The sequence below is a fragment of the Levilactobacillus yonginensis genome (genome assembly GCF_003946265.1).
Classification (GTDB): Bacteria; Bacillota; Bacilli; order Lactobacillales; family Lactobacillaceae; genus Levilactobacillus; species Levilactobacillus yonginensis.
The window spans coordinates 194716-213191 of record NZ_RHNO01000002.1 but is presented as its reverse complement, the minus strand read 5'-3'; the positions used below and the strand labels follow the sequence as shown (position 1 = coordinate 213191).

Genomic DNA, 18476 nt, shown 5'->3' with positions numbered 1-18476 from the left:
ATACCGCGGTGAAGCCGCTTAATCAAATCTACAAAAATTATAGTATTTCATCCGTCAACTTGACAGGGACTAGTACAAACCTGGGCGTCCTTTTAATCAAAGTTTTTTTGGCGTCAGATTTCGTTAAGAAAATAACTTTAGCGACGACGCTTGATCAGCCAAACCAATCCACCAAGAGTAATACCAATGATCAGGGCCCGAATCCCCCAACCAATGAACCACAGCGTCAAGATGTGTGGGAGCAGTTGATTCAAATTGATTGTTAAATTTGTCAACATAATTCATTGACCTCCTGGTTGTACGTCAGTAAGATTCGGCCGGCTGCATGCGTATTTCCCAAGTGATGCTGGGCCGCTTTGACAGCGGTATAGGGTAGCTGTTCCTGAATGGCTGCTGTCAGCTGACCCTTGGCAAGCTGGGACAGTAACCAGCGGTAGTCACCCGGCAGAATGGCCCCACTAACAAAACTAAAGGTTTGGCGTGGATGTTGTGGGTGGTACTGCGGTAGTGCTAATGAGAGGATTTTTACTGCTCCCAGTTGGGCGGCTAAGCGATTCAATAATTGCGGGTTCCCAGCTAAGTCGATTAATTGGCTAACAGTTGAAAAGGAGAGAGTTTGCGCTGATAATGAGCGGTCGTAGTCTAAGACTTGCTCAGCACCCAAACTATGAAGAAAGTCGTGACGACTCGAGTGGCCAACTGCAATGGTTTTTACGTGAAAAAGTCGGGCTAATTGTAACAAGTAACTACCAACACTGCCGCTAGCCCCAGTGATCAGGACTGTTTGGCCGGCTTGTAAGTGGCTCCTTTTAAAGGCAAAGTAAGCTGCATCAGCACCACCAATCAACGTGGTGGCACTTGCCAAGGAGACACCTTGTGACACTGGAAATAGCAGTGGTGGTAATGATGAAACAAGTTGTTCTTGATTACTGCCAGCTGGTTGGACACCGATGACCGGTTGATTCAGCAGATGTTGGTTCCGTAGCCGGCCAACTTCCCTGACAATGCCGCCGAAACCGTAACCTACGACGATTGGCAGTTTAACGGGCCGTAATTGTTTTAGGTCGCCGTTCTCGGTTAAAACGTCGTAAGGCATGACCGGCGTGTAGCGAGTTTCGAGTCGTACTGCTAGAGGATTTAACCGTGGGAGTGGGCGCGTCGTGAGTTGTAGCGCATCGATTCCTTGGTAGGACGTTTGGACAATTGCCTGCATTAAATCATGACCTCCCTGGCAGACTCCGCTAAAGTAATGAGTGACTGTAACTTCTGGGCAAAGGCGTGTTTGGCGATTGGCACCAGTAGTTTTAAACGAACGAGAAGCATCGAGTTCGATGCTAGTTGGAGTTCTTGAGTCAGAGTAGTTAGTCCAGCAGATGTACCTAGGGTGAAAATGAGGTAATAACTAAGCCGACCTCCCTGACTATGATAGCGGACTTGGTTCGCAGTGGCGCTCACGGTCAGCAGTTCATGTTCATTGAGGGCTGGTTGCTGGCGGGTGAGACCATAGCCATCGGTTGTAGGCACGACACGACTAATTTCTTCATCCCACAGGGAGAGATTTTCTGGATGGGAGAGGATCGACAGCAGGCGCTCGGGAGCAGCCTGAGTTGATAGCTGATTTTGAAAGAGAATTTTAGACATTTAAAAGGCCTCCTTATTGGATGGCCTTACTCTACCGGTTTATGCTGGTGATGAAAAATCAGAATACTGATACTTAGAATTTTTCGGGAACTTTTTCGTGAAAGAGATCGGTTAAGAATCGCTGTTTCTGGCGCGCGTCTTCAGCCTCATTTGCTTTACCAGTTTGAGTGGCGATTTCCGCTAACAATCGGTAGTAGTTGGCTAACATGTAGTGGGACTGGTGTTCTGTCGTGAAAGCAATACCAGCCGACAGCCGTTGACTCGCTACTTCAGATTTCCCTAGAAAGTAAGCGGACAAAGCAGCTAGATAGAAAATGATATTTTGATTTTCTTCATAGGGTCTCTGGTCAAGGTTCGCTAGTGACTGCTCAATTAGCTGGGTTGCCTGGACTGGTCGTCGTTGTTTTGCCAACACGGTTGCTAACGAGACTGTGGCCAGCCGGGTTAGGGTGGTGGTAGTGTGGTCTTCGGCCATGGTCGCAGCAAACTTCAAGTTTTGTGCGGCATTGGTGAGCTGAGTGTCAACGTGTAGCTCAGATACGCCGAGGTAATAGTAATAGGCCTGAGTCTGCTCGCCAGTCGTTACGGCAGTGAGGGTGCGGGAGTCGGTCAGAAAATCAAGAAGTTCCTGATAGCGGTGCTGGTTGCAAAGCTCTTGCATCCGGGTATTCAAGGAGTCATCCCCGCTGATTGCAAAGTTGTTGGCCAAACTGATCTCGTCGAGTGAGATACTCAACCGGTGGCACAGCGCTAACAGAAGTTTGGCGTTAGGGGTGTAATGGTCGTTTTCAATGGCCGACAGCATGGATTGGGCACAGATCCCGGTGGCGATATCTTTCTGTGAGCGGTGTTGTTGTTGACGAACTTGTTTAAGCGTGGTTCCAAGTGACATGATCATTTCTCCTCGGAATTTGTAGGACAACGTTGCTTTATTTTGGATAGTCCCCTGACTTGTGTTGTGACTGGCTAGATTTGCATTACGTATTGGTGCATTCGTAAATATGACTAGTATAACTAGATTTAACGAGCTTGCAAATGAAATGGATTGGCCTTTAAGCTGCGGACTTGCAATCCTTATTATTCTTGTAGATTAAGGTGACATCCGACTCAGTAAGCTAAGCTATCGCCAGTAATACACTTAACTAACAACTTCACCCAAAAGTGATTCATGGGTATTGATACATAGACGTTATGCTAGACTGAGGCCAAATACGGAGAAAGGCGTGGTGGCCGATGAAACGGTATTGGTTTAGGTGGTTACTGGCTGGGTTATTGGTTCTCTGTTCAGGAATCATTGGAAGTAAGTCTGCCTTGGCAGATTCAGACTATACGATTCGGCCGTTTCAGGTAACAGCTGATATCCTACGCAATGGTGATGCCAATGTCAGGGAGACCATGACGTATCATTTTAATTCGGGCACTTACCACGGTGTTTATAATATTCAGGATCTACGAGGGATTCGAGGCGGCAAACTGACCGGGATTTCTTCACAGCGCAATAACGGTCCAGTGGTCATTGCCCATGTTGGAACTGATCAGGCTAACCACACCTATCGACTTACGCAAACCCAACAACAGATTAAGGTTAAACTGTATCAGAAAGTTAAGGCTGGTGACCGGGTCAAGGTAACGTACTACTATCATTTGCGAGGGGGGGTTAAGAATTACCGAGATACGGCCGAGTTGAACTGGAAGCTGGTGGGGAGTGCCTGGGACGTTCCCTTGAAGGATGTCCGACTGGTGGTCCAATTACCTGCTGAACATATTTCATCACTACAGGCGTGGACGCACGGTCCCTCTGCGGGGGTTACTCGGGTCAGTACCAAGGCGGGTCGGGTGACTATGACCGTGGGCAGCAATCCAGCCAATCAATTCATTGAAAGTCACTTACTTTTTCCAACCCAGGTGACGGCAACCAATCCAAATCGCAGTGATCAAGCGCGTAAACGGGTGGTACAACGGCAAGAGGCTAGACTGGCAAATGCGACTAACGTTCAGTTGAAACAGAGGCGGTTACGCCAGTGGATTGGCTACTGGGTCCTGGTGGCAATGATTGGCACGCTTATTTTGGTTGCTGGGTGGTGGTTGAAACGCCATCCGGCCACTCGGCAGGTTGTGCCGGCCAGAATCACGCATTTCTTCGATGTGCCGCAAGTTTCACCAGCCGTGGCCCAGGTCCTCGTTGATTTACGGTGGCCCGATACCAATGCATTAACGGGTGAAATCATGGCGGCGGTCGGACGCGGCGACCTCAAGCTGATTATGGAGCAGGGGGCTGAGCATGAAACGGCGCGGCTCACAAAGGTTGGCACGGTTGAGAACGGGTTTTTGCACGCTTGTTTTGCCACCTTGGGGAATCAAGTTGATAGTTTTACCTTGGCAGAGCTGGAGGCGTTCGCAGCTGCAGACCAGCAAGGGGGGGAGACCAATGGTTTAAGGATTGGCAAAGTCAAATTAATGCGGTAGCCCGGAGTTATCAGGATGTTTCTAACATTTTATACCGCCAGCGGTTGCGGTGGTTTGTGTTAGGGGTAACTGGATTAGCTGGCGTGTGGCTCATCTTTGCCTGGGTACTCGGTCAGACCGCATTTTTAGTAACTTTGGTAGCCAGTGGATTCTTACTGATGATCGTTTGGACGTATCTATTCAGACACATTCGGGTGTCCCAGTACAATGCAGCCGGGTTACGAGCGATGAACGAGGCGCAGGGGTTTCGGCGGATGCTCAGGGATATTGGCCACTTTGATACGGCTAAGATTGGGGACCTCATCCTCTGGGAACAAATTCTGCCGTACGCCGTGGCTTTCGGTCTGGCGAAACAGGTAACTAAGCAGTTGCACACAGACTTTGGCGAACAGATAATTGAGACCAGCTTGCCGGAACTTTATCCAGTGTACTTCATAGGCAACATTGGGCAACCACTGATGGGGGTCGTGGGGGGTAGCATTGCTACTGCTATCAGCACAGCGGACAGTGTCAGTCTGGCAGGTAAGTCAGGTGGGTTCTCGGGTAGCGGCTTTGGTGGCTCGGGTGGTTTTGGTGGCGGTTCCGGCGGTGGAGCTTTTTAGCCAGGTTTGGCGCAATTTAGTAATGGAATATGAGCTACTGCACAAAGGCTAACCTTAACGAGGTAATTATGAGGTTGGCCTTTTGACTGTGGAAGTGGTATGACCTAGGCTATAAATCACCCCAAATAATGTAACCGCTTAAACTTTTAGTAGCAATCATTCTTGTGAAACGTTAAACTATTCTTAAGGGGCGATTTCATTGAAAAATAAACTGATAAGTCGAATAATGATTGGATTGGGATTGGTAATAACTACCTTGATTCTGGGGGTATTCTCAGGAAAGTCCGTAATTGCATCGGCGGACGACAGCACTCCGCCAACGTTGGTTGAGGTGAATTTGTTTTTTCAGACGCCAGATGGTAAGTCTGTGCCAATTGAATTTGTAGGGACATATACTGATATTAGTCAAATAGATAAACTCTCTATGAATGATGTATTGAAATTATGCTTTCCATCGAATTTTGTTGCGGGAAAGTCAGTATATGATGAGATAGGTGTTATTTTTAAATATGCTGATGATCCGACCAAACGTGATCAGGGAATTGCTGAACTTAGTCAACTCTTTGATTCAACGACTACGGACGGAGCAGGTTCAGCCGAGTTTCAAAAAGATTTGGCAGACACTTTTGATGGTGTTACTTCTATGATTACTACTAATCACCTTCAAAATATGACGGTTGATTTAGTGAAGACTAAGCAAGAGGCCCAAAACAAGGCTATTTTAACCAAGTTGCCTGGGAATAATTATTGGGTTCAGGATTTCTATCTTTACTTGAAGCCTAAACCAGCTACATCAACGGTAGTTGACCAGACCAGTTTCACTGCTGACCAACAGACAACCGTGACAGTTGGCCAGAGCGTTGATGCAACCACGTTCCACGCCAAAGCCACCAATAGCAGTGGTGACAGTATTCCGGTCACAGTCGATACGAGTAAGGCCAACCTTAAGAAACCCGGGACCTACTCAGTGACTCTCAAAGCTGCGAATGGTGAAACTAAGACGGTTACGTTAGTTGTCCAGACCGCACCAAGTCCAGTGGTACCTAAGCAAACGGTCGTTTATGGGTTGAAGAAGCTATATCTGTACCAGAAGCCAACGTTTACGAAAGGTCAGCGTGTGGCAACTTATCCTAAGACCAAGCGGACGAACCGACCAATGTTTAAGGTGATTGGCTACGCTCGTTCCAAGTCCGGCCTGCTTCGTTACCAGGTGAAGGACGCTGCTGGCAAGACTGGCTATATCACAGCCAAATCAGCATTTGTGGCACCAGTCTATTATCAAAAATCAGTTAAGAGAATCAAAGTTTTGAATAAGCAGGGGATCAACCGCTATCAAGACTTGAAACTGAGTAAGGCCGAGAAACATGTAAGAGTCGGTCAGACTTTGAAAGTCGTCGGGCTTAAGCACTATCACTTAACCACGCGCTTCGAATTAAGCAACGGCCAATTTGTATCGGCTAATAAAAAGTTGGTTATTGCTGTTAAATAAATAAGAATAACGATGGTGGCCAGTGATGGTCATCATTTTTTTTTCGTTATTTGAACGCCCCAAATTGAAGCTTGGTAGTCGGCAAGGTCACATGCTCTTCCAAAGATTTCACCCGGCCATTTTGACCACTTACTGAGTAGTGAGCACCACTTGCCCCGATACGCGAGACATCCCCGCGCCCCCAGATGTATTCTCCTGGCATAGGAGATGAGGGGAATGCTACTAGAGACGCACCACTTAACGAAACGATTTGGCAAGCGAATTGCGGTCAACGACCTTAACTTAAAAATTGCACGGGGCAGTTTTACCGCCTTACTCGGTCCCAATGGCGCTGGCAAATCAACGACGATGAACATGCTGATTGGACTGAGTCAACCGACCGCCGGAACAGTTATCTATGAGCATCACTCAAAAATAGGCGTTGTTTTCCAGGGGAGTGTTTTGGATGACTGTTTAACGGTTCGGGAGAATCTACAAATTCGAGCTGAACAATATCACCACATTCCAGCCGACCGGGTGACCATTCTAAGTCAACAGTTGGGCTTGGCCACCTTCATGCAGCAGCGCTACGTGACTTTGTCTGGCGGTCAAAAGCGGCGCGTGGATATTGCCCGTGCCTTGCTTAACGACCCAGATATTCTATTTTTAGATGAACCCACGACGGGGCTAGACATTCAGACCCGCCGTGCCATCTGGACGCTGATTCAGCGTTTACAACGGGACCGGCAATTGACCGTCATTCTCACGACCCATTACTTAGACGAGGCCGACGCCGCGAACCATGTCGTCGTGATTGACCACGGCTGCGTATTAGCCCAAGGCACTGCCGCTGAAATTAAAGACCGTTATGCCGCCGATGTTTTAACCGTGACAACACCGGATGTTGACCAACTCTTGGGTCAAGTGGCGTTACAACCAACCTACCAAACGGGAACACAGGTTACCTATAGTCTGGCAACGATGCAAGCCGCCTTGGACATCTTAATGACGAATCGGGCATTGATCAGTAACTTTGAATTTCGACCAGGAACGCTGGATGATGCCTTCCTGGCTCTCACTGGAAAGGAGATGCGTTAACATGCTGGCAATGATTAAGCGCAACTTGCTCTTGTACTTCCGAGACTGGAGTGGGGTGTTCTTTTCGCTGTTGGGGGCGCTCATTTCATTTATCCTGTACCTAATTTTTCTGAAGCAAAATATGTTAACGAGTTGGCAGCGGGTGCCCCATGCCAGGCTACTCCTCGACACCTGGCTGATTGGTGGAACCCTGGCCATTACCGGAATCACGACGACGCTCACCAGTCTGTCGTTGATGGTCAGTGATAGGGAGAAACACGTGACGTCGGATCTGGAGTTGACTGACGCTGGTCCATTCCGTCTATTCATCAGTTATTTGTGCAGTGCGACAATTATTGGCACGTTAATGCAGGTGGTCATGTTGGTAATCATGTGGGGAAGCTTTTACCTGACGGATGGGGTAACTTTCGGGAGTTTGACGGTCGGCAAGGTCCTGGGATTGATGGTTGTCAGCGCACTCCTTGCGACAATGGTAAACGCGGTGATTATCTATGGTGTTCATGCGGTGAATACTCTGAATAAATTGGGCACCATCGTGGGGACTGCGGCCGGGTTCCTAGTAGGCACCTACATCCCCATTGGCATTCTGCCCACCTTTGCCCAAAACTTGGTCAAAGTCGTTCCGGGAAGCTACGTGGCCGCCCTGTACCGGCAATATTTGATGGCGGATTACTTAAAAACAGCCTTTTCTGGTAACCGGATTGCCAGAACTCACTTTGAGCGATTGATGGGTGTCCGGCTCAACTGGTCAACCTTATTGACTCACCCAGAGACTTACCACATAATGGGATTAATCTTGATTGGGGCAACTGTTCTGGCCTTCGGACCAGTGTGGATTCGGGTTCGGCGGCAACACCAATCAATTCAGGAACGGTAAGTGAAATGGGGGGATTGGGGTGCACCACAAATTTGAGCAGAACGCGGCCATCGATCCAGCTGATCCGTTGGTCGTGGTTCAGGCAGCAACACAGAGTTCGGAGACGACGGCCATCTTGGACTATTTAGATAGTTATCAAGCCCCCCATGCCGGACTGATTCCCGTGAAGACGCCGGATCGGCTGTTGCTGGTGAAGACGGCCACGATTATTCTGGCTGATATTCAGCAGGAAACGTTATTGCTATATACAACTACTGGGACGATTACCACGCACGGAACCCTGCGAAAGTTTGTCCGTCGCTTGGGTGATGCCAACTTTGTTCAAGTTTCTAAGCACGGGGTGTTGAATCTGAATCATCTTCAGTCACTGGAAGACAGCTTTTCTGGTAACCTGACGGCGATCCTATCAGAGCAGATTAAAACGGTTGTAAGCCGCAAATATGTCAAAACGTTGATGAACCAATTGGGGCTATAGGAGGGGTAACTGTGAAACAAGGGTTGCAGTATGGCATGCAGGGCATGGGATATGGCGCAGTGACGTACCTCCTGTTGATCGTCTTTCAGGTAGCCCCCGGGCAAGTGTCAGCTGGCAATGGGGTCAGCCTGCTCCTGACGAGTGCCTTGATTGGCGTGCTTAGTCTCATTTTTGATAATGGTCAGGTGGAAGTTCCCTTGTTGTTAGCATTTGGGGGGCATCTGGTTGGAACGGCACTCTTAATGGTGGCGTTGATGGCATACAATGATTGGCCAATCGGATGGACATTTTGGCTAGTCTTTCTGTTAATCTATTTAGTTATAAGTGGTACGGTCAGTCTGAATCAGCATCTACGGGTTACCCAGATCAATCGGGTGTTGAAGCAGCGCCCGCATAAATGAACCTCATGGGTGGACTGGTAGCTCAAGGAATAGTTGTTATATACAAAAAGCAATTGGAAGGAAATTTAATTTCTCGAAAATTCGTAAATGCTTGCGTAAAATTTCAAGTCTAGTAGGATAAAGATATGACAAAATCAATGCAAACAACTGAAGACAGCATCAAGGTATTCAAGGCCCTGGCTGATCCTATTCGCCTAGAAATAATCCGGTACTTGGCGCAATTGGATCACGCGGTTTCTTGCGGAGAAATCAGCCGGGTTATGCAGATTAGTAAAACTTCTGGTTCCTATCACTTTAAAATTCTCCAGGAGGCGGGGCTAATCATCGTCCATAAAGTTGCTCGCGAAAAATATGTGACTTTAGACCGGTCGACCTTTGATCGTTATTTAACCCATTTCTGGCAAAATCTATAGGGGATTAGACCAATCAAGAGCAGCGCTGTAAGCACTGCTCTTTTTTTAATTGCTGCTTGTCAGCCGTTTTTGCCAATGGTATGTTTAAATGGTTCAAAATTATTTGAACTATATCAAAGAGTAGGGAGACGGGGAAATGACGGGAAAAGAGCATCAGTCTAAATGGGTCTTAGCTCTAACATCGTTGGGATTTTTCATGGCGATGATGGATGCCATGATTGTGACCACGGCATCTACGGCAATTCGCAATGAGTTTCAAATTTCAATCAGTACGCTGCAATGGGCACTGAATGCCTACAACATCACAATTGCTGCAGTTTTACTGGTAGGGGTTGCCTTAGGTGAGCGTTGGGGCCGCCGTAAAGTCTATGGTTTAGGAATTCTAATTTTTACAGTTGGTTCGATTTTGTGTGCGTTGGCCAACAATATTGGCTGGTTGATTTTGTCCCGGGTGGTGGAGGGCGTCGGTGCTTCGGTCATGACGCCCATGTCAATGGCGATTCTGACCAATACCTTGCCGGCGAATCAACGGGGACGAGCGTTAGGTATTTGGAGTGGAATTGGTGGGCTAGCCCTAATCGTGGGCCCTTCGCTTGGCGGTTTCATTGTGGCGCAACTGACCTGGCAATGGATCTTTTGGATCAACGTCCCAATTGGAATCGTAGCCCTGGTATTGATTCACCGCCACTTACCAGAGAGTCGTGGCGCCAGTGAGCCCCTAAATCTTGGTGATAATCTCTTGATCGTTGTGACCATGGCCGGTATTATCTGGGCGTTGTCTGCAACGGCTGGTCATCCAGGAATGCGAGCACTTGGTCTGATTGTGGTTGTCGCTGTCATAAGTGTGGCATGTGGCGATTGGTTTATTTATCGGCAGTCGACTGAGGTGGAGCCGATGATCCCACTCAAAATTTTTCACAACCGAACCTTCACCGGTGGCAACCTCGCCACGGCCTTACTTTACGGGTCCATGTATGGCGTTGTTTTCTTCCTGCCCCAGTACCTGCAAGCCAGACCACATGCGTACGCGCTAACGGCTGGGCTGGAATTGTTGCCTTGGACCGGCACACTAGTCGTCGTTGCGCCGTTGGCGGGGTGGGCAGTTGATAAATTTGGTGAACGGCGGGTGGCCACGGTTGGTTTATGTTTGCAGGGACTGGGTTACCTACTGATTGCACTAGTCGGCCAGCAAGATTATCGTTGGTTTATCATACCGCTAATGCTGGCAGGCGTGGGGTTGTCCATGGCTGGTCCGGCACTGCAGAAGGCCGTAATTGGGGCAATTCCACCATCAATGATCGGTAAAGCTGCGGGAATCTACAATGTCTTTCGTTTATTGGGTGGGGCTTTGGGAACGACTGTAGCCGTCATTATCTTTTACCAGTTTCAGGCATTATCCTTTGCCAATGGGTTTCGGGCGACGATGGTTGGGACGGGACTCATTTCCTTGCTGGGCATAGTTTGGTCGCGGCGTTTGCGCACGGTGATACCGGCAATCCATAAATCTGGCCATTAAGTTTAAACAGTCTAATTAGGGGACGACTATTCTCAGAGATGAGGTTGGTCGTCCCCTATACGTTTGTAAGGTGAGTGCGCTAGAAACATGGCCAATCCTGAACTTTCTAGATGAATACGGTTTAATGAAAGTGGAAGGGGTTGGTGAATCATGACCGATGAAGAAAAATTGCGTCGAATTTACACGGCGGCGAGTGAACTGTTCATTCAGCCAGGCTACCATGAAACTCAGATGCAGATGATTGCGCAACGAGCCAACGTGGCTGTGGGCACATTGTATCGCCTATTTAGCGGAAAGACGGCGTTACTAGATTACGTCTTTCTGACAACCTTGCCAGCGGTAACTGACCTGCCACACGCCATCTATCCGATTCAACCTGCTGATCCCCGGGAATTGGTCCGGCGAACCCAGGCCGCTTATGCGGACTGGAATCATCAGCTGGCTAACCAACAGGCGACAACGTTTGATCAGCTACTGACGACCTTGTTCTCAGCCTTTAAACGTTATGGACGTTACTTCTTGATTTTAGAGCACAATCCCACCGTGAATCCGGCATTGACCGCGCTCTATCGACAGCAACGGCAGGAGCTTTATCAGCGGGTAGGCAGCTTCTTACACCAGCACCAACCTACGTTAGTCGATTCCCAACGCAACGGGGTCGTCGTAGTTGATCTGGTTTTCTGGTGGTGTGTCCACAAGCACTATGACAGTTTTGAAACGGAGATGGCTCGAAGCGATGATGAGCAAATGTTGGGGGTCGTGCAGGCAATGTTGAGACGTAGTTATCAATGAGTCCCTTAATTAGTTGACTGGTCTAAGGCCTGACCAACAATTTCAAAAAATTGTATTTTAGACGGACTTGCTTAGACTGGGTGGCAATCGAATGAATGATTCGTTCATTCGGGTTAAGGGGGAGAAAGACATGAAATCTCAGGAATGGCGCTACCTTAAGCAGCATCCAGCACTTTGGCGAATTTTATTGGGCATTCTGGTTATCCCATTATTCTACGCCGCTTTATTTTTAGCATCCGTTTGGAATCCGTATGGGGAAATGAACCGGTTGCCTATGGCAGTGGTCAATCAAGACCGGGGAACGCAGACGCTTCATTGGGGACAAACAGTGTCACGGGAGTTGGTTGATGGGAAGTCCTTGCAATTTCATCGGATGTCGTCGGCAAAGGCATCACGTGAATTGAAGGCGGGACACCTGTTTCTAGTCTTAAAAATTCCAGCGACAGCCTCTAAAACGTTGCGCCACCTGGCAACGACGCCACGACAATTGCAACTGATTTACGATACCAATGCTGGGCAGAGTACGGTAGCTGCTAAGATGGGGGCCACCGCAATGCAGAAGCTTCAAACAAAATTAAACCAGTCGGCCATTCAAGCCGAGCTTCAGGCTAGTCAAAAGGCTGCGGTGAGCGCAGGACAACAGTTGAAAGTGACGTCCAGCCAACTTGCTCAGGTAAGCCAGGCTAGCTTGTTAGGTCTGTCAGCGACTCAAGTTGCAGCAGCGACCCAAAAGATTGCGGCCGGACTAGCTAAAGGTAGTCAACAGCTAAGCGTAACTCGACGCGCTGATCAGCTTAAACGGTTGGCAATGCCCGTGAAATTAACGCAACATGACGTGGTGGCAGTGGCTAATAATGGGACAGGAATGGCCCCATACTTTATGGCGATTTCATTGTTCGTGGGGTGCATCACACTGAATATTATTTACGATGCTCGCAAACGTCACGGAAATTACCGTAACTTTGTCTACGCTTGGTTAGATAAAATGGGCTTGCTCTGGGGATTTGTCGTGTTGGCAGCTTCCTGCATGTGGTTGGGCGTGCGCTATATCATTGGGCTGCGACCCTTGGAACCAGGAAAAACTTATCTATTGAGCTTGTTGATTGTGCTAGCCTTCTTCAGTCTGGTGACATGTTTCCGCTTGTGGTTTGGCCTGACTGGGGCCTGGCTGATGCTACTGTTCATGCTTTTTCAGATTGGCGCGTCGGGTGGCACGTATCCCATTGAACTGACTAATCCGTTTTATCGAGCGGTTCACCCGTATTTACCGATGACTGTGGCGATGGCTGGGCTCCGGCACACGATTTCGTTAGGAGGGTCGATTGCCGGCATTAGCTGGATTTTAGTGGGAATGGTCGTGGTATTTAGTTTAGGAACGTTGGCATACTTCTACTGGCATCGGACTGATGCGCCGGAGCTTTGAGGTGGATGTCTGGCTGGTTGACAGCGATTATTTACCGGTGCTATAGTAGCACCGGTTTTTATGTTGACTATTGGTTTTATGCTTTCCCTGGATACTTCGATTATGTATTGTGAAAACATCCTTAGATTTTGTCTAAAAGATGGTATGACTGGGCTCCGTACATATGAAAGCATATAATGTATGTACGACAAAGGAAGGAACGATTGTTTGTGTCTAATCCAGATAATTCAAATGAGCGTGTTAAATTTTTTAAAAATGGGAATTCTGATGCTCTTCATCTTTCCAAACAAAATCGCGAATTTCAAAAAAATATTTCTCCTGATGGCAAAGAAGTTACTTTTAGAAAAAATAGAAAAGCCAAATCTAATATTTCTGAAATTGCAGATGAAATATTTGATGAACATTCTGATTTAATGAAACGATTAGAAAATTTATGAACTCTTTTTGACTAAGGAAAAAAGAGTTCATAGAATAAGCAAATTCAATCCCGTACGGAGTCAATCTCTCAATGGGCAGTACTCAAGTGATTATATCCTTGATTGCCAATTTTGTTTTCATATGCCAGGTTGGCAGGTTAAGTGCTGATCAAGGCGTCAATTTACAGGAGGAACGACTATGAATCCAATAAAAGATAGCAAGATTGTTAAAATTTCGAGTAAGGGCCAAGTGATTATTCCGTTAGAATTCAGAAGAGAATTGAACCTTGCCGGTGGTACACAACTGGTTATTGCGCTTAATGATGAGGGGCAAATGATTCTTCAAAAACTCCCATCCAGTCTTGATTGGCAGGAATTAATTGCGGATATTCCGGTGGAACAAGTTGATATAGATGAAGATGGCCGCTACGATTCTAAGAAAGCACCTAGTTTTGATGAATGGATGCATGAAGAGTGATTGATTACTTGCCATCGAATTTAAAACTAGAATCCATGTTGCAGTGGATTCTAGTTTTAATACGCAATAAAGAAAAAAGATTAATTCAAGGTCATTCAAAATTCAAGTTAGTCTTGCTAGAGTATTAGGCGCGGACAACCAGGTTGACTGTACGAAGCGGTTATTTGTGGCAGTAACTCGTTAGAATTATTCTCATCAAACTAGAAATAGCTTAATGCTGGAATATTTATTGTTTGATGGGCTCCACAAATAGGGTATGATAGAAGCTGAGCTGAAAGATTCCTGAAGGAGGCCATCAACATGGCAGACGTTCTATTAGTCATTGATCTTCAAAATGGTGTTTGTTACGGTGAACAGACCGCAGCGAACATGCCCCAAGTCCTTGCCGGTATCAACGCCCGGATTGCGGCGTACCGCAAGGCCAAAAAGCCTATTGTTTTTATCCAGCATTCGGATGAAGACTTGGTTCAAGGAACTCACGATTGGGAATTGATTCCCGACCTAGATTACCGTGACACGGACGCCTTAGTTTCCAGGCATCATGCTAACGCCTTTTACCATACCAACTTACGGCGGGTGTTGACGAGTTTTGCTGCCGAGTCACTAGAAATCTGTGGTGCCCAGGTTGAATACTGCGTGGATACCACGACTAAAGTGGCCCATGGTATTGGCTACGACTTACAAATGACGCGGGGGCTAACGACCACCGTGGATAATAAATTCATGACGGCTGATCAAACCATTGCTTTCTTTGAGGGTATTTGGAATCACCGGTTCGTCACGATGTTAGACGCTTAATGAAATCAAGCTCACTGAAGTTATCGGTGAGCTTTTTTGTTGGCCAAATTTTTGAAGACATCTGGTTAAACTGCCTTTATTTTCGCTAGGCTTGAAAATAAAGTTTGCCTTCGAGTTCACCCGAAGGCTTATACTTGGACCATCAAGTTTAGTTCAACTATAGGGGGAGAGATCACGTGAAAAAAAGGTGGATTGGATTCCTGGGGATTGGCTTATTGATGTTGGGACTGTCGGCCTGCGGGGTGAGTGGCGGTCATTCTACTACAGCTAAGCTACCCAATGCTAGTAAATATGAGCCGACACTATTTTTCCACGGTTGGGGGAGTAGTTATCGTGCTGAAAATCAGATGGCCCATGCACTCGTAAATGCCGGGTTGACGAAGACAATCGTGCGGGCTACCGTTTCGAAACGAGGAAAGGTCACCCTGTCTGGCCAGTTTCGTGAGGGTGACTATCACCCAATTGTCGAGGTCGATTTTAAGGACAGTCGGAATTCAAACCCTAAGCAATGGGGCCGGTGGGCCAAGGCAACGGTGGTTAAGCTACAACAAACTTATCGAACTAAAAAATTCAACGTCGTGGGTCATTCAATGGGTAATATGGCCATTATGTATTATTTACGGCAGAATCAGGCTAACCTGCCTAAACTACGAAAGCAGGTCGACATTGCCGGGCACTTTAACGGCATTTTGGGAATGAATGATGAACCTAACCGGATGAAGTTGCGTTCCAATGGGCAGCCTGAGAAGATGCAACCGGAGTATCAAGCCTTGTTGCCACTCCGGCAGACTTATCCGAAAAATCAGATTGACGTACTGAACATCTACGGTGATAAGGATGATGGATTTCATTCAGATGGATCAGTTAGCAACGCTTCATCCCAGTCATTGCGGTACTTGGTTGCTAGTCGGGCCAAGTCCTACCAGGAACAAAAAATTACGGGGCCGGGTGCCCAACACAGTAAATTACATGATAATGTGCGAGTAGACCGCCTGTTGATTCGCTTTCTCCGGAACTAGTTGTTGCGGAGAACCAGTAAAGCACTAAAATCTTAGACTAATGACAGACAAGCTTAGGTTAAGTTTTTCAAATTGAATGGCCTCATCGCAGAATTAACCGCGGTGAGGTCGTTTTTGTATTCTAAAATTATGTGATTACAAGACAGGATTAATCTGCTTGAGGTAGGGGGGGCAAAGATCGGCAGATTAGCCAACTGGGGTGGTGTCATTTCTATTGTCTCAGCGTAAATTGAGTCACCATTTTCCCTAAATATTCTGGGGTTTCAACAAAGCCCCGTTTGACCCAGTTGACTGTGATATTGATGACGGCACCAGAAAAGTACTCTAAATAATATGGTTCATTTAAACGTGAACTGTGTCCGCTGATACGGTCCTGTTTGATCAGCAACTGAAAAACGGTTTGGAACGTTTGCAAGAGGATATCTAGTTGGCCATTTTTAATCAGAAGCTGATAAGTTTCGGCCTCTAACTTGGTATTCTTGAAGTAATGCGTCATTAGGTCAGCGAGTTCAACTTGAGATACCCGTGGCAAACGGCGCAGGTAACTGAGCATGTTTTGTGTTTGATACGCGGTGATAATTTGATCGAAGTTTTGATAGTGCCGGTAAAAATACGACCGGGAAACTCGAGCCCGGTGACACAGTTCGGTGATGGAGATGGCCGTCATGGGCTTGTGCATCATCAACTCCAGTAGTGCCTGGTAGATGGTCGCCAAGTTTTGTTGCTTACGTTCCTGTGGATTCATGGGTCACAACATCTCCCTTTCTGTAACCTAAATCTAGTTTATCGTAAGCCATCCCCGTAGACTAACGATAACACTTGAGGAGGGGATCTTATGTTGAAAAAAGCCACGAAGTTAGTTGGGACAATGGCCATTGGCATTTTCCTATGTATGCTGGACACGACGGTGATGAACATTGCGTTACCAGCAATTCAAACGGGGCTATCGACCAGTCTGGAGCAGCTCTCATGGGCGCTCAATTTGTATACGATTTTGTTTGCTAGTTTGACGATTCCCTTAGGCCGACTAGCAGATATTCATGGCCGCAGCCGGTTTTACATTTTTGGCTTAGCGTTATTCTTAATCGGTTCATTATTTTCTGGATTAGCAGCTAATGTGGCGTGGCTAATTGTGGGCCGGGGAATTCAGAGCCTGGGGGCAGCAATCGTCTTCCCAGCCAGTATGACAATTGGCATTCAGAGCGTTCCTATGGAAAAACGAACCAGTGCGATTGCCACACTGGGCGTCACGCAGGGATTAGCGGCAGCCATGGGACCAACGATTGGCGGGATCATGACGCAATTCTTTGGTTGGCGTGGAATATTCTTGATCAACGTGCCGTTTACCTTGCTTTCGCTCGTGCTTTGCTGGCGGTTGTTCGATCTACATGAAAGCAAGCAAACCAAGGAACGTTTAGATGTTGCTGGTTCGCTACTCTCAATGATGATGTTATTCAGCCTAACCCTGTTGCTGGTCAAGGGTAGCGGCTGGGGGTGGACGAGCGGGAGAGGCCTGGGACTTGGCCTACTGAGTCTGGTTGCACTGGCTGCTTTTATTGTGGTTGAAGCACATAGTCAACAACCCATGGTGCCGCTGGCTTTATTCAAGGACAAACAGTTTGTCGGGTCAGCAGTTGTGACTGTGATGTCAGGCATCTTTCTGGTTGCTCTATTGGTCCTGATGCCGAGCTTCTTTACGAAGGTGCAAAATAAGGGAGAGCTCCTGGCAGCACTGATGATTACCCCGGCCTCACTCATGATTTTCATCTGGTCACCCATCAGTGGTTGGCTGTTATCCAAGGTGGGACCGCAAGCTGTCATTTTGATGGGGAGTTTGTCGATGATTGGGGGTTATGTGGCCCTTAGTCAAATGAATCCCAATATCTATTGGCAGGTCTGTGTGGCAGCAATCCTAGTGGGCGCAGGCTACGGCATCGTGATTGGACCGATTACGGTACTGGCGGCCGGCGACTTCACCGGCAATCTGTTAACGGCCTCGCAGAGCGTCATTGGTGTATTTCGGCAGATTGGGACATCTCTAGCCGTGGCCATCTTTGTGTCGGCACTGTCTGCGAATTTGTTAACGGCGAAAACCAATATCTGGACCTTTGCGCAGAACGGCGTCGAGGCTCTATCGGTGACAGACAAGGTGAAGCGTGACACGCTGATGCAGGTAAAAACCCAGTTAGCTACGGAGAAAACGCCTAAGCATCAACAGACAACGTTCATCGGTAAGCCGAAAACGCAACGACTCATCCGCTTAAACTATCAGCAAGCCTTGCAGAGAAATAAGTTGACCCAAGCACCAGCTGCCGTTAAACGGCGTATCCACCAACAGGTTAGCCAGGCCGTGACGACCCAAGTTACTCAAGATAATAGGGCTTTGACACCCGTGGTTGCGACAATCAGACGCGAAACTAAGCAACAATTAACCCAGGCCTTCTTGCGGCCATATCGATTGGCGCTGCCATTTACGTTTGGCATGCTATTGACAGTATTTCTGTTCAGGAAACGCCGTGATTATCTGAATCGAAACTAAATTTTAGTGGGCGTCTGGGATTGACGAAGATCTCAGACGCTTTTTTCGGTCACC

The 18476-nt window shown here is 47.6% G+C and carries 22 protein-coding genes; 16 read left to right on the top strand and 6 right to left on the bottom strand.

The window, feature by feature from the left end:
• Positions 1 to 137: 137 nt before the first annotated feature.
• The 4 genes from EKM87_RS12355 to EKM87_RS02230 form a co-directional block, all read right to left on the bottom strand.
• A complete protein-coding gene (locus tag EKM87_RS12355) occupies positions 138 to 278 on the bottom strand; it encodes a hypothetical protein (protein ID WP_164506412.1) in 141 nt (46 codons plus the stop codon).
• Positions 272 to 1213, bottom strand: a complete 942-nt coding sequence (locus EKM87_RS02240; RefSeq protein ID WP_125681385.1) for an MDR/zinc-dependent alcohol dehydrogenase-like family protein — start codon at positions 1211 to 1213, stop codon at positions 272 to 274. Before EKM87_RS02240 ends, EKM87_RS12355 begins: the two co-directional genes overlap by 7 nt.
• The gene (locus EKM87_RS02235) at positions 1213 to 1641 is read right to left on the bottom strand and encodes an SRPBCC family protein (protein ID WP_125681383.1); all 429 of its coding nucleotides are present in this window, start codon (positions 1639 to 1641) and stop codon (positions 1213 to 1215) included. The genes EKM87_RS02240 and EKM87_RS02235 overlap by 1 nt, the downstream gene beginning before the upstream one ends.
• A gap of 73 nt (positions 1642 to 1714) precedes the next feature.
• Complete coding sequence (locus tag EKM87_RS02230; RefSeq protein ID WP_191988552.1) at positions 1715 to 2533, bottom strand: helix-turn-helix transcriptional regulator; 819 nt, start codon at positions 2531 to 2533, stop codon at positions 1715 to 1717.
• 341 nt (positions 2534 to 2874) lie between these two features.
• Here EKM87_RS02230 and EKM87_RS02225 point away from each other — a divergent pair, with 341 nt between their 5' ends.
• From EKM87_RS02225 to EKM87_RS02215, 3 genes are all read left to right on the top strand, one after another.
• Positions 2875 to 4107, top strand: coding sequence for a DUF2207 domain-containing protein (locus EKM87_RS02225; RefSeq protein ID WP_125681380.1), 1233 nt, complete (start codon positions 2875 to 2877; stop codon positions 4105 to 4107).
• Positions 4095 to 4709, top strand: coding sequence for a DUF2207 family protein (locus EKM87_RS12600; RefSeq protein ID WP_125681379.1), 615 nt, complete (start codon positions 4095 to 4097; stop codon positions 4707 to 4709). Before EKM87_RS02225 ends, EKM87_RS12600 begins: the two co-directional genes overlap by 13 nt.
• A 424-nt stretch (positions 4710 to 5133) precedes the next feature.
• A complete protein-coding gene (locus tag EKM87_RS02215; RefSeq protein WP_164506411.1) occupies positions 5134 to 6198 on the top strand; it encodes a DUF5776 domain-containing protein in 1065 nt (354 codons plus the stop codon).
• A gap of 46 nt (positions 6199 to 6244) precedes the next feature.
• On the opposite strand, the gene EKM87_RS12350 is transcribed toward EKM87_RS02215, so the two are convergent.
• Positions 6245 to 6400 carry a hypothetical protein gene (locus tag EKM87_RS12350; protein ID WP_164506410.1) on the bottom strand — a complete coding sequence of 52 codons (156 nt, stop codon included), beginning with the start codon at positions 6398 to 6400 and terminating at the stop codon, positions 6245 to 6247.
• Between the two features lie 14 nt (positions 6401 to 6414).
• Here EKM87_RS12350 and EKM87_RS02210 point away from each other — a divergent pair, with 14 nt between their 5' ends.
• From EKM87_RS02210 to EKM87_RS02155, 12 genes are all read left to right on the top strand, one after another.
• Positions 6415 to 7275: an ABC transporter ATP-binding protein gene (locus EKM87_RS02210; RefSeq protein ID WP_125681377.1), complete on the top strand. Its 861-nt coding sequence runs from the start codon at positions 6415 to 6417 to the stop codon at positions 7273 to 7275.
• 1 nt (position 7276) lies between these two features.
• Positions 7277 to 8152, top strand: coding sequence for an ABC transporter permease (locus tag EKM87_RS02205; protein WP_125681376.1), 876 nt, complete (start codon positions 7277 to 7279; stop codon positions 8150 to 8152).
• Between the two features lie 19 nt (positions 8153 to 8171).
• Entirely contained in the window at positions 8172 to 8627 is a 456-nt protein-coding gene (locus tag EKM87_RS02200) for a LytTR family DNA-binding domain-containing protein (protein ID WP_125681375.1), read from the top strand.
• 11 nt (positions 8628 to 8638) lie between these two features.
• Positions 8639 to 9028 carry a DUF3021 family protein gene (locus EKM87_RS02195; RefSeq protein ID WP_125681373.1) on the top strand — a complete coding sequence of 130 codons (390 nt, stop codon included), beginning with the start codon at positions 8639 to 8641 and terminating at the stop codon, positions 9026 to 9028.
• A gap of 125 nt (positions 9029 to 9153) precedes the next feature.
• Positions 9154 to 9441 (top strand): ArsR/SmtB family transcription factor, encoded by a 288-nt coding sequence (locus EKM87_RS02190; RefSeq protein ID WP_125681371.1) that lies wholly within the window; start codon positions 9154 to 9156, stop codon positions 9439 to 9441.
• A 136-nt stretch (positions 9442 to 9577) separates the two neighbouring features.
• Positions 9578 to 10957, top strand: coding sequence for an MFS transporter (locus tag EKM87_RS02185; protein ID WP_125681369.1), 1380 nt, complete (start codon positions 9578 to 9580; stop codon positions 10955 to 10957).
• A gap of 150 nt (positions 10958 to 11107) precedes the next feature.
• Positions 11108 to 11749 carry a TetR/AcrR family transcriptional regulator gene (locus EKM87_RS02180; RefSeq protein ID WP_125681367.1) on the top strand — a complete coding sequence of 214 codons (642 nt, stop codon included), beginning with the start codon at positions 11108 to 11110 and terminating at the stop codon, positions 11747 to 11749.
• Between the two features lie 91 nt (positions 11750 to 11840).
• Positions 11841 to 13172, top strand: coding sequence for a YhgE/Pip domain-containing protein (locus EKM87_RS02175; RefSeq protein WP_225428377.1), 1332 nt, complete (start codon positions 11841 to 11843; stop codon positions 13170 to 13172).
• A gap of 209 nt (positions 13173 to 13381) precedes the next feature.
• A complete protein-coding gene (locus EKM87_RS02170) occupies positions 13382 to 13609 on the top strand; it encodes an AbrB family transcriptional regulator (protein WP_125681365.1) in 228 nt (75 codons plus the stop codon).
• A 178-nt stretch (positions 13610 to 13787) separates the two neighbouring features.
• Complete coding sequence (locus EKM87_RS02165; protein WP_125681363.1) at positions 13788 to 14066, top strand: AbrB/MazE/SpoVT family DNA-binding domain-containing protein; 279 nt, start codon at positions 13788 to 13790, stop codon at positions 14064 to 14066.
• 300 nt (positions 14067 to 14366) lie between these two features.
• Positions 14367 to 14864, top strand: coding sequence for a cysteine hydrolase family protein (locus EKM87_RS02160; RefSeq protein ID WP_125681361.1), 498 nt, complete (start codon positions 14367 to 14369; stop codon positions 14862 to 14864).
• Positions 14865 to 15040: 176 nt separating this feature from the next.
• Complete coding sequence (locus EKM87_RS02155) at positions 15041 to 15883, top strand: alpha/beta hydrolase (RefSeq protein ID WP_225428376.1); 843 nt, start codon at positions 15041 to 15043, stop codon at positions 15881 to 15883.
• Positions 15884 to 16094: 211 nt separating this feature from the next.
• Here the strand turns inward: EKM87_RS02155 and EKM87_RS02150 are convergent, their stop codons facing one another.
• Positions 16095 to 16628 (bottom strand): TetR/AcrR family transcriptional regulator, encoded by a 534-nt coding sequence (locus EKM87_RS02150; RefSeq protein ID WP_125681359.1) that lies wholly within the window; start codon positions 16626 to 16628, stop codon positions 16095 to 16097.
• A gap of 90 nt (positions 16629 to 16718) precedes the next feature.
• On the opposite strand from EKM87_RS02150, the gene EKM87_RS02145 reads away from it, so the two are divergent.
• Positions 16719 to 18422: an MFS transporter gene (locus EKM87_RS02145; RefSeq protein WP_164506409.1), complete on the top strand. Its 1704-nt coding sequence runs from the start codon at positions 16719 to 16721 to the stop codon at positions 18420 to 18422.
• Positions 18423 to 18476: the final 54 nt, after the last annotated feature.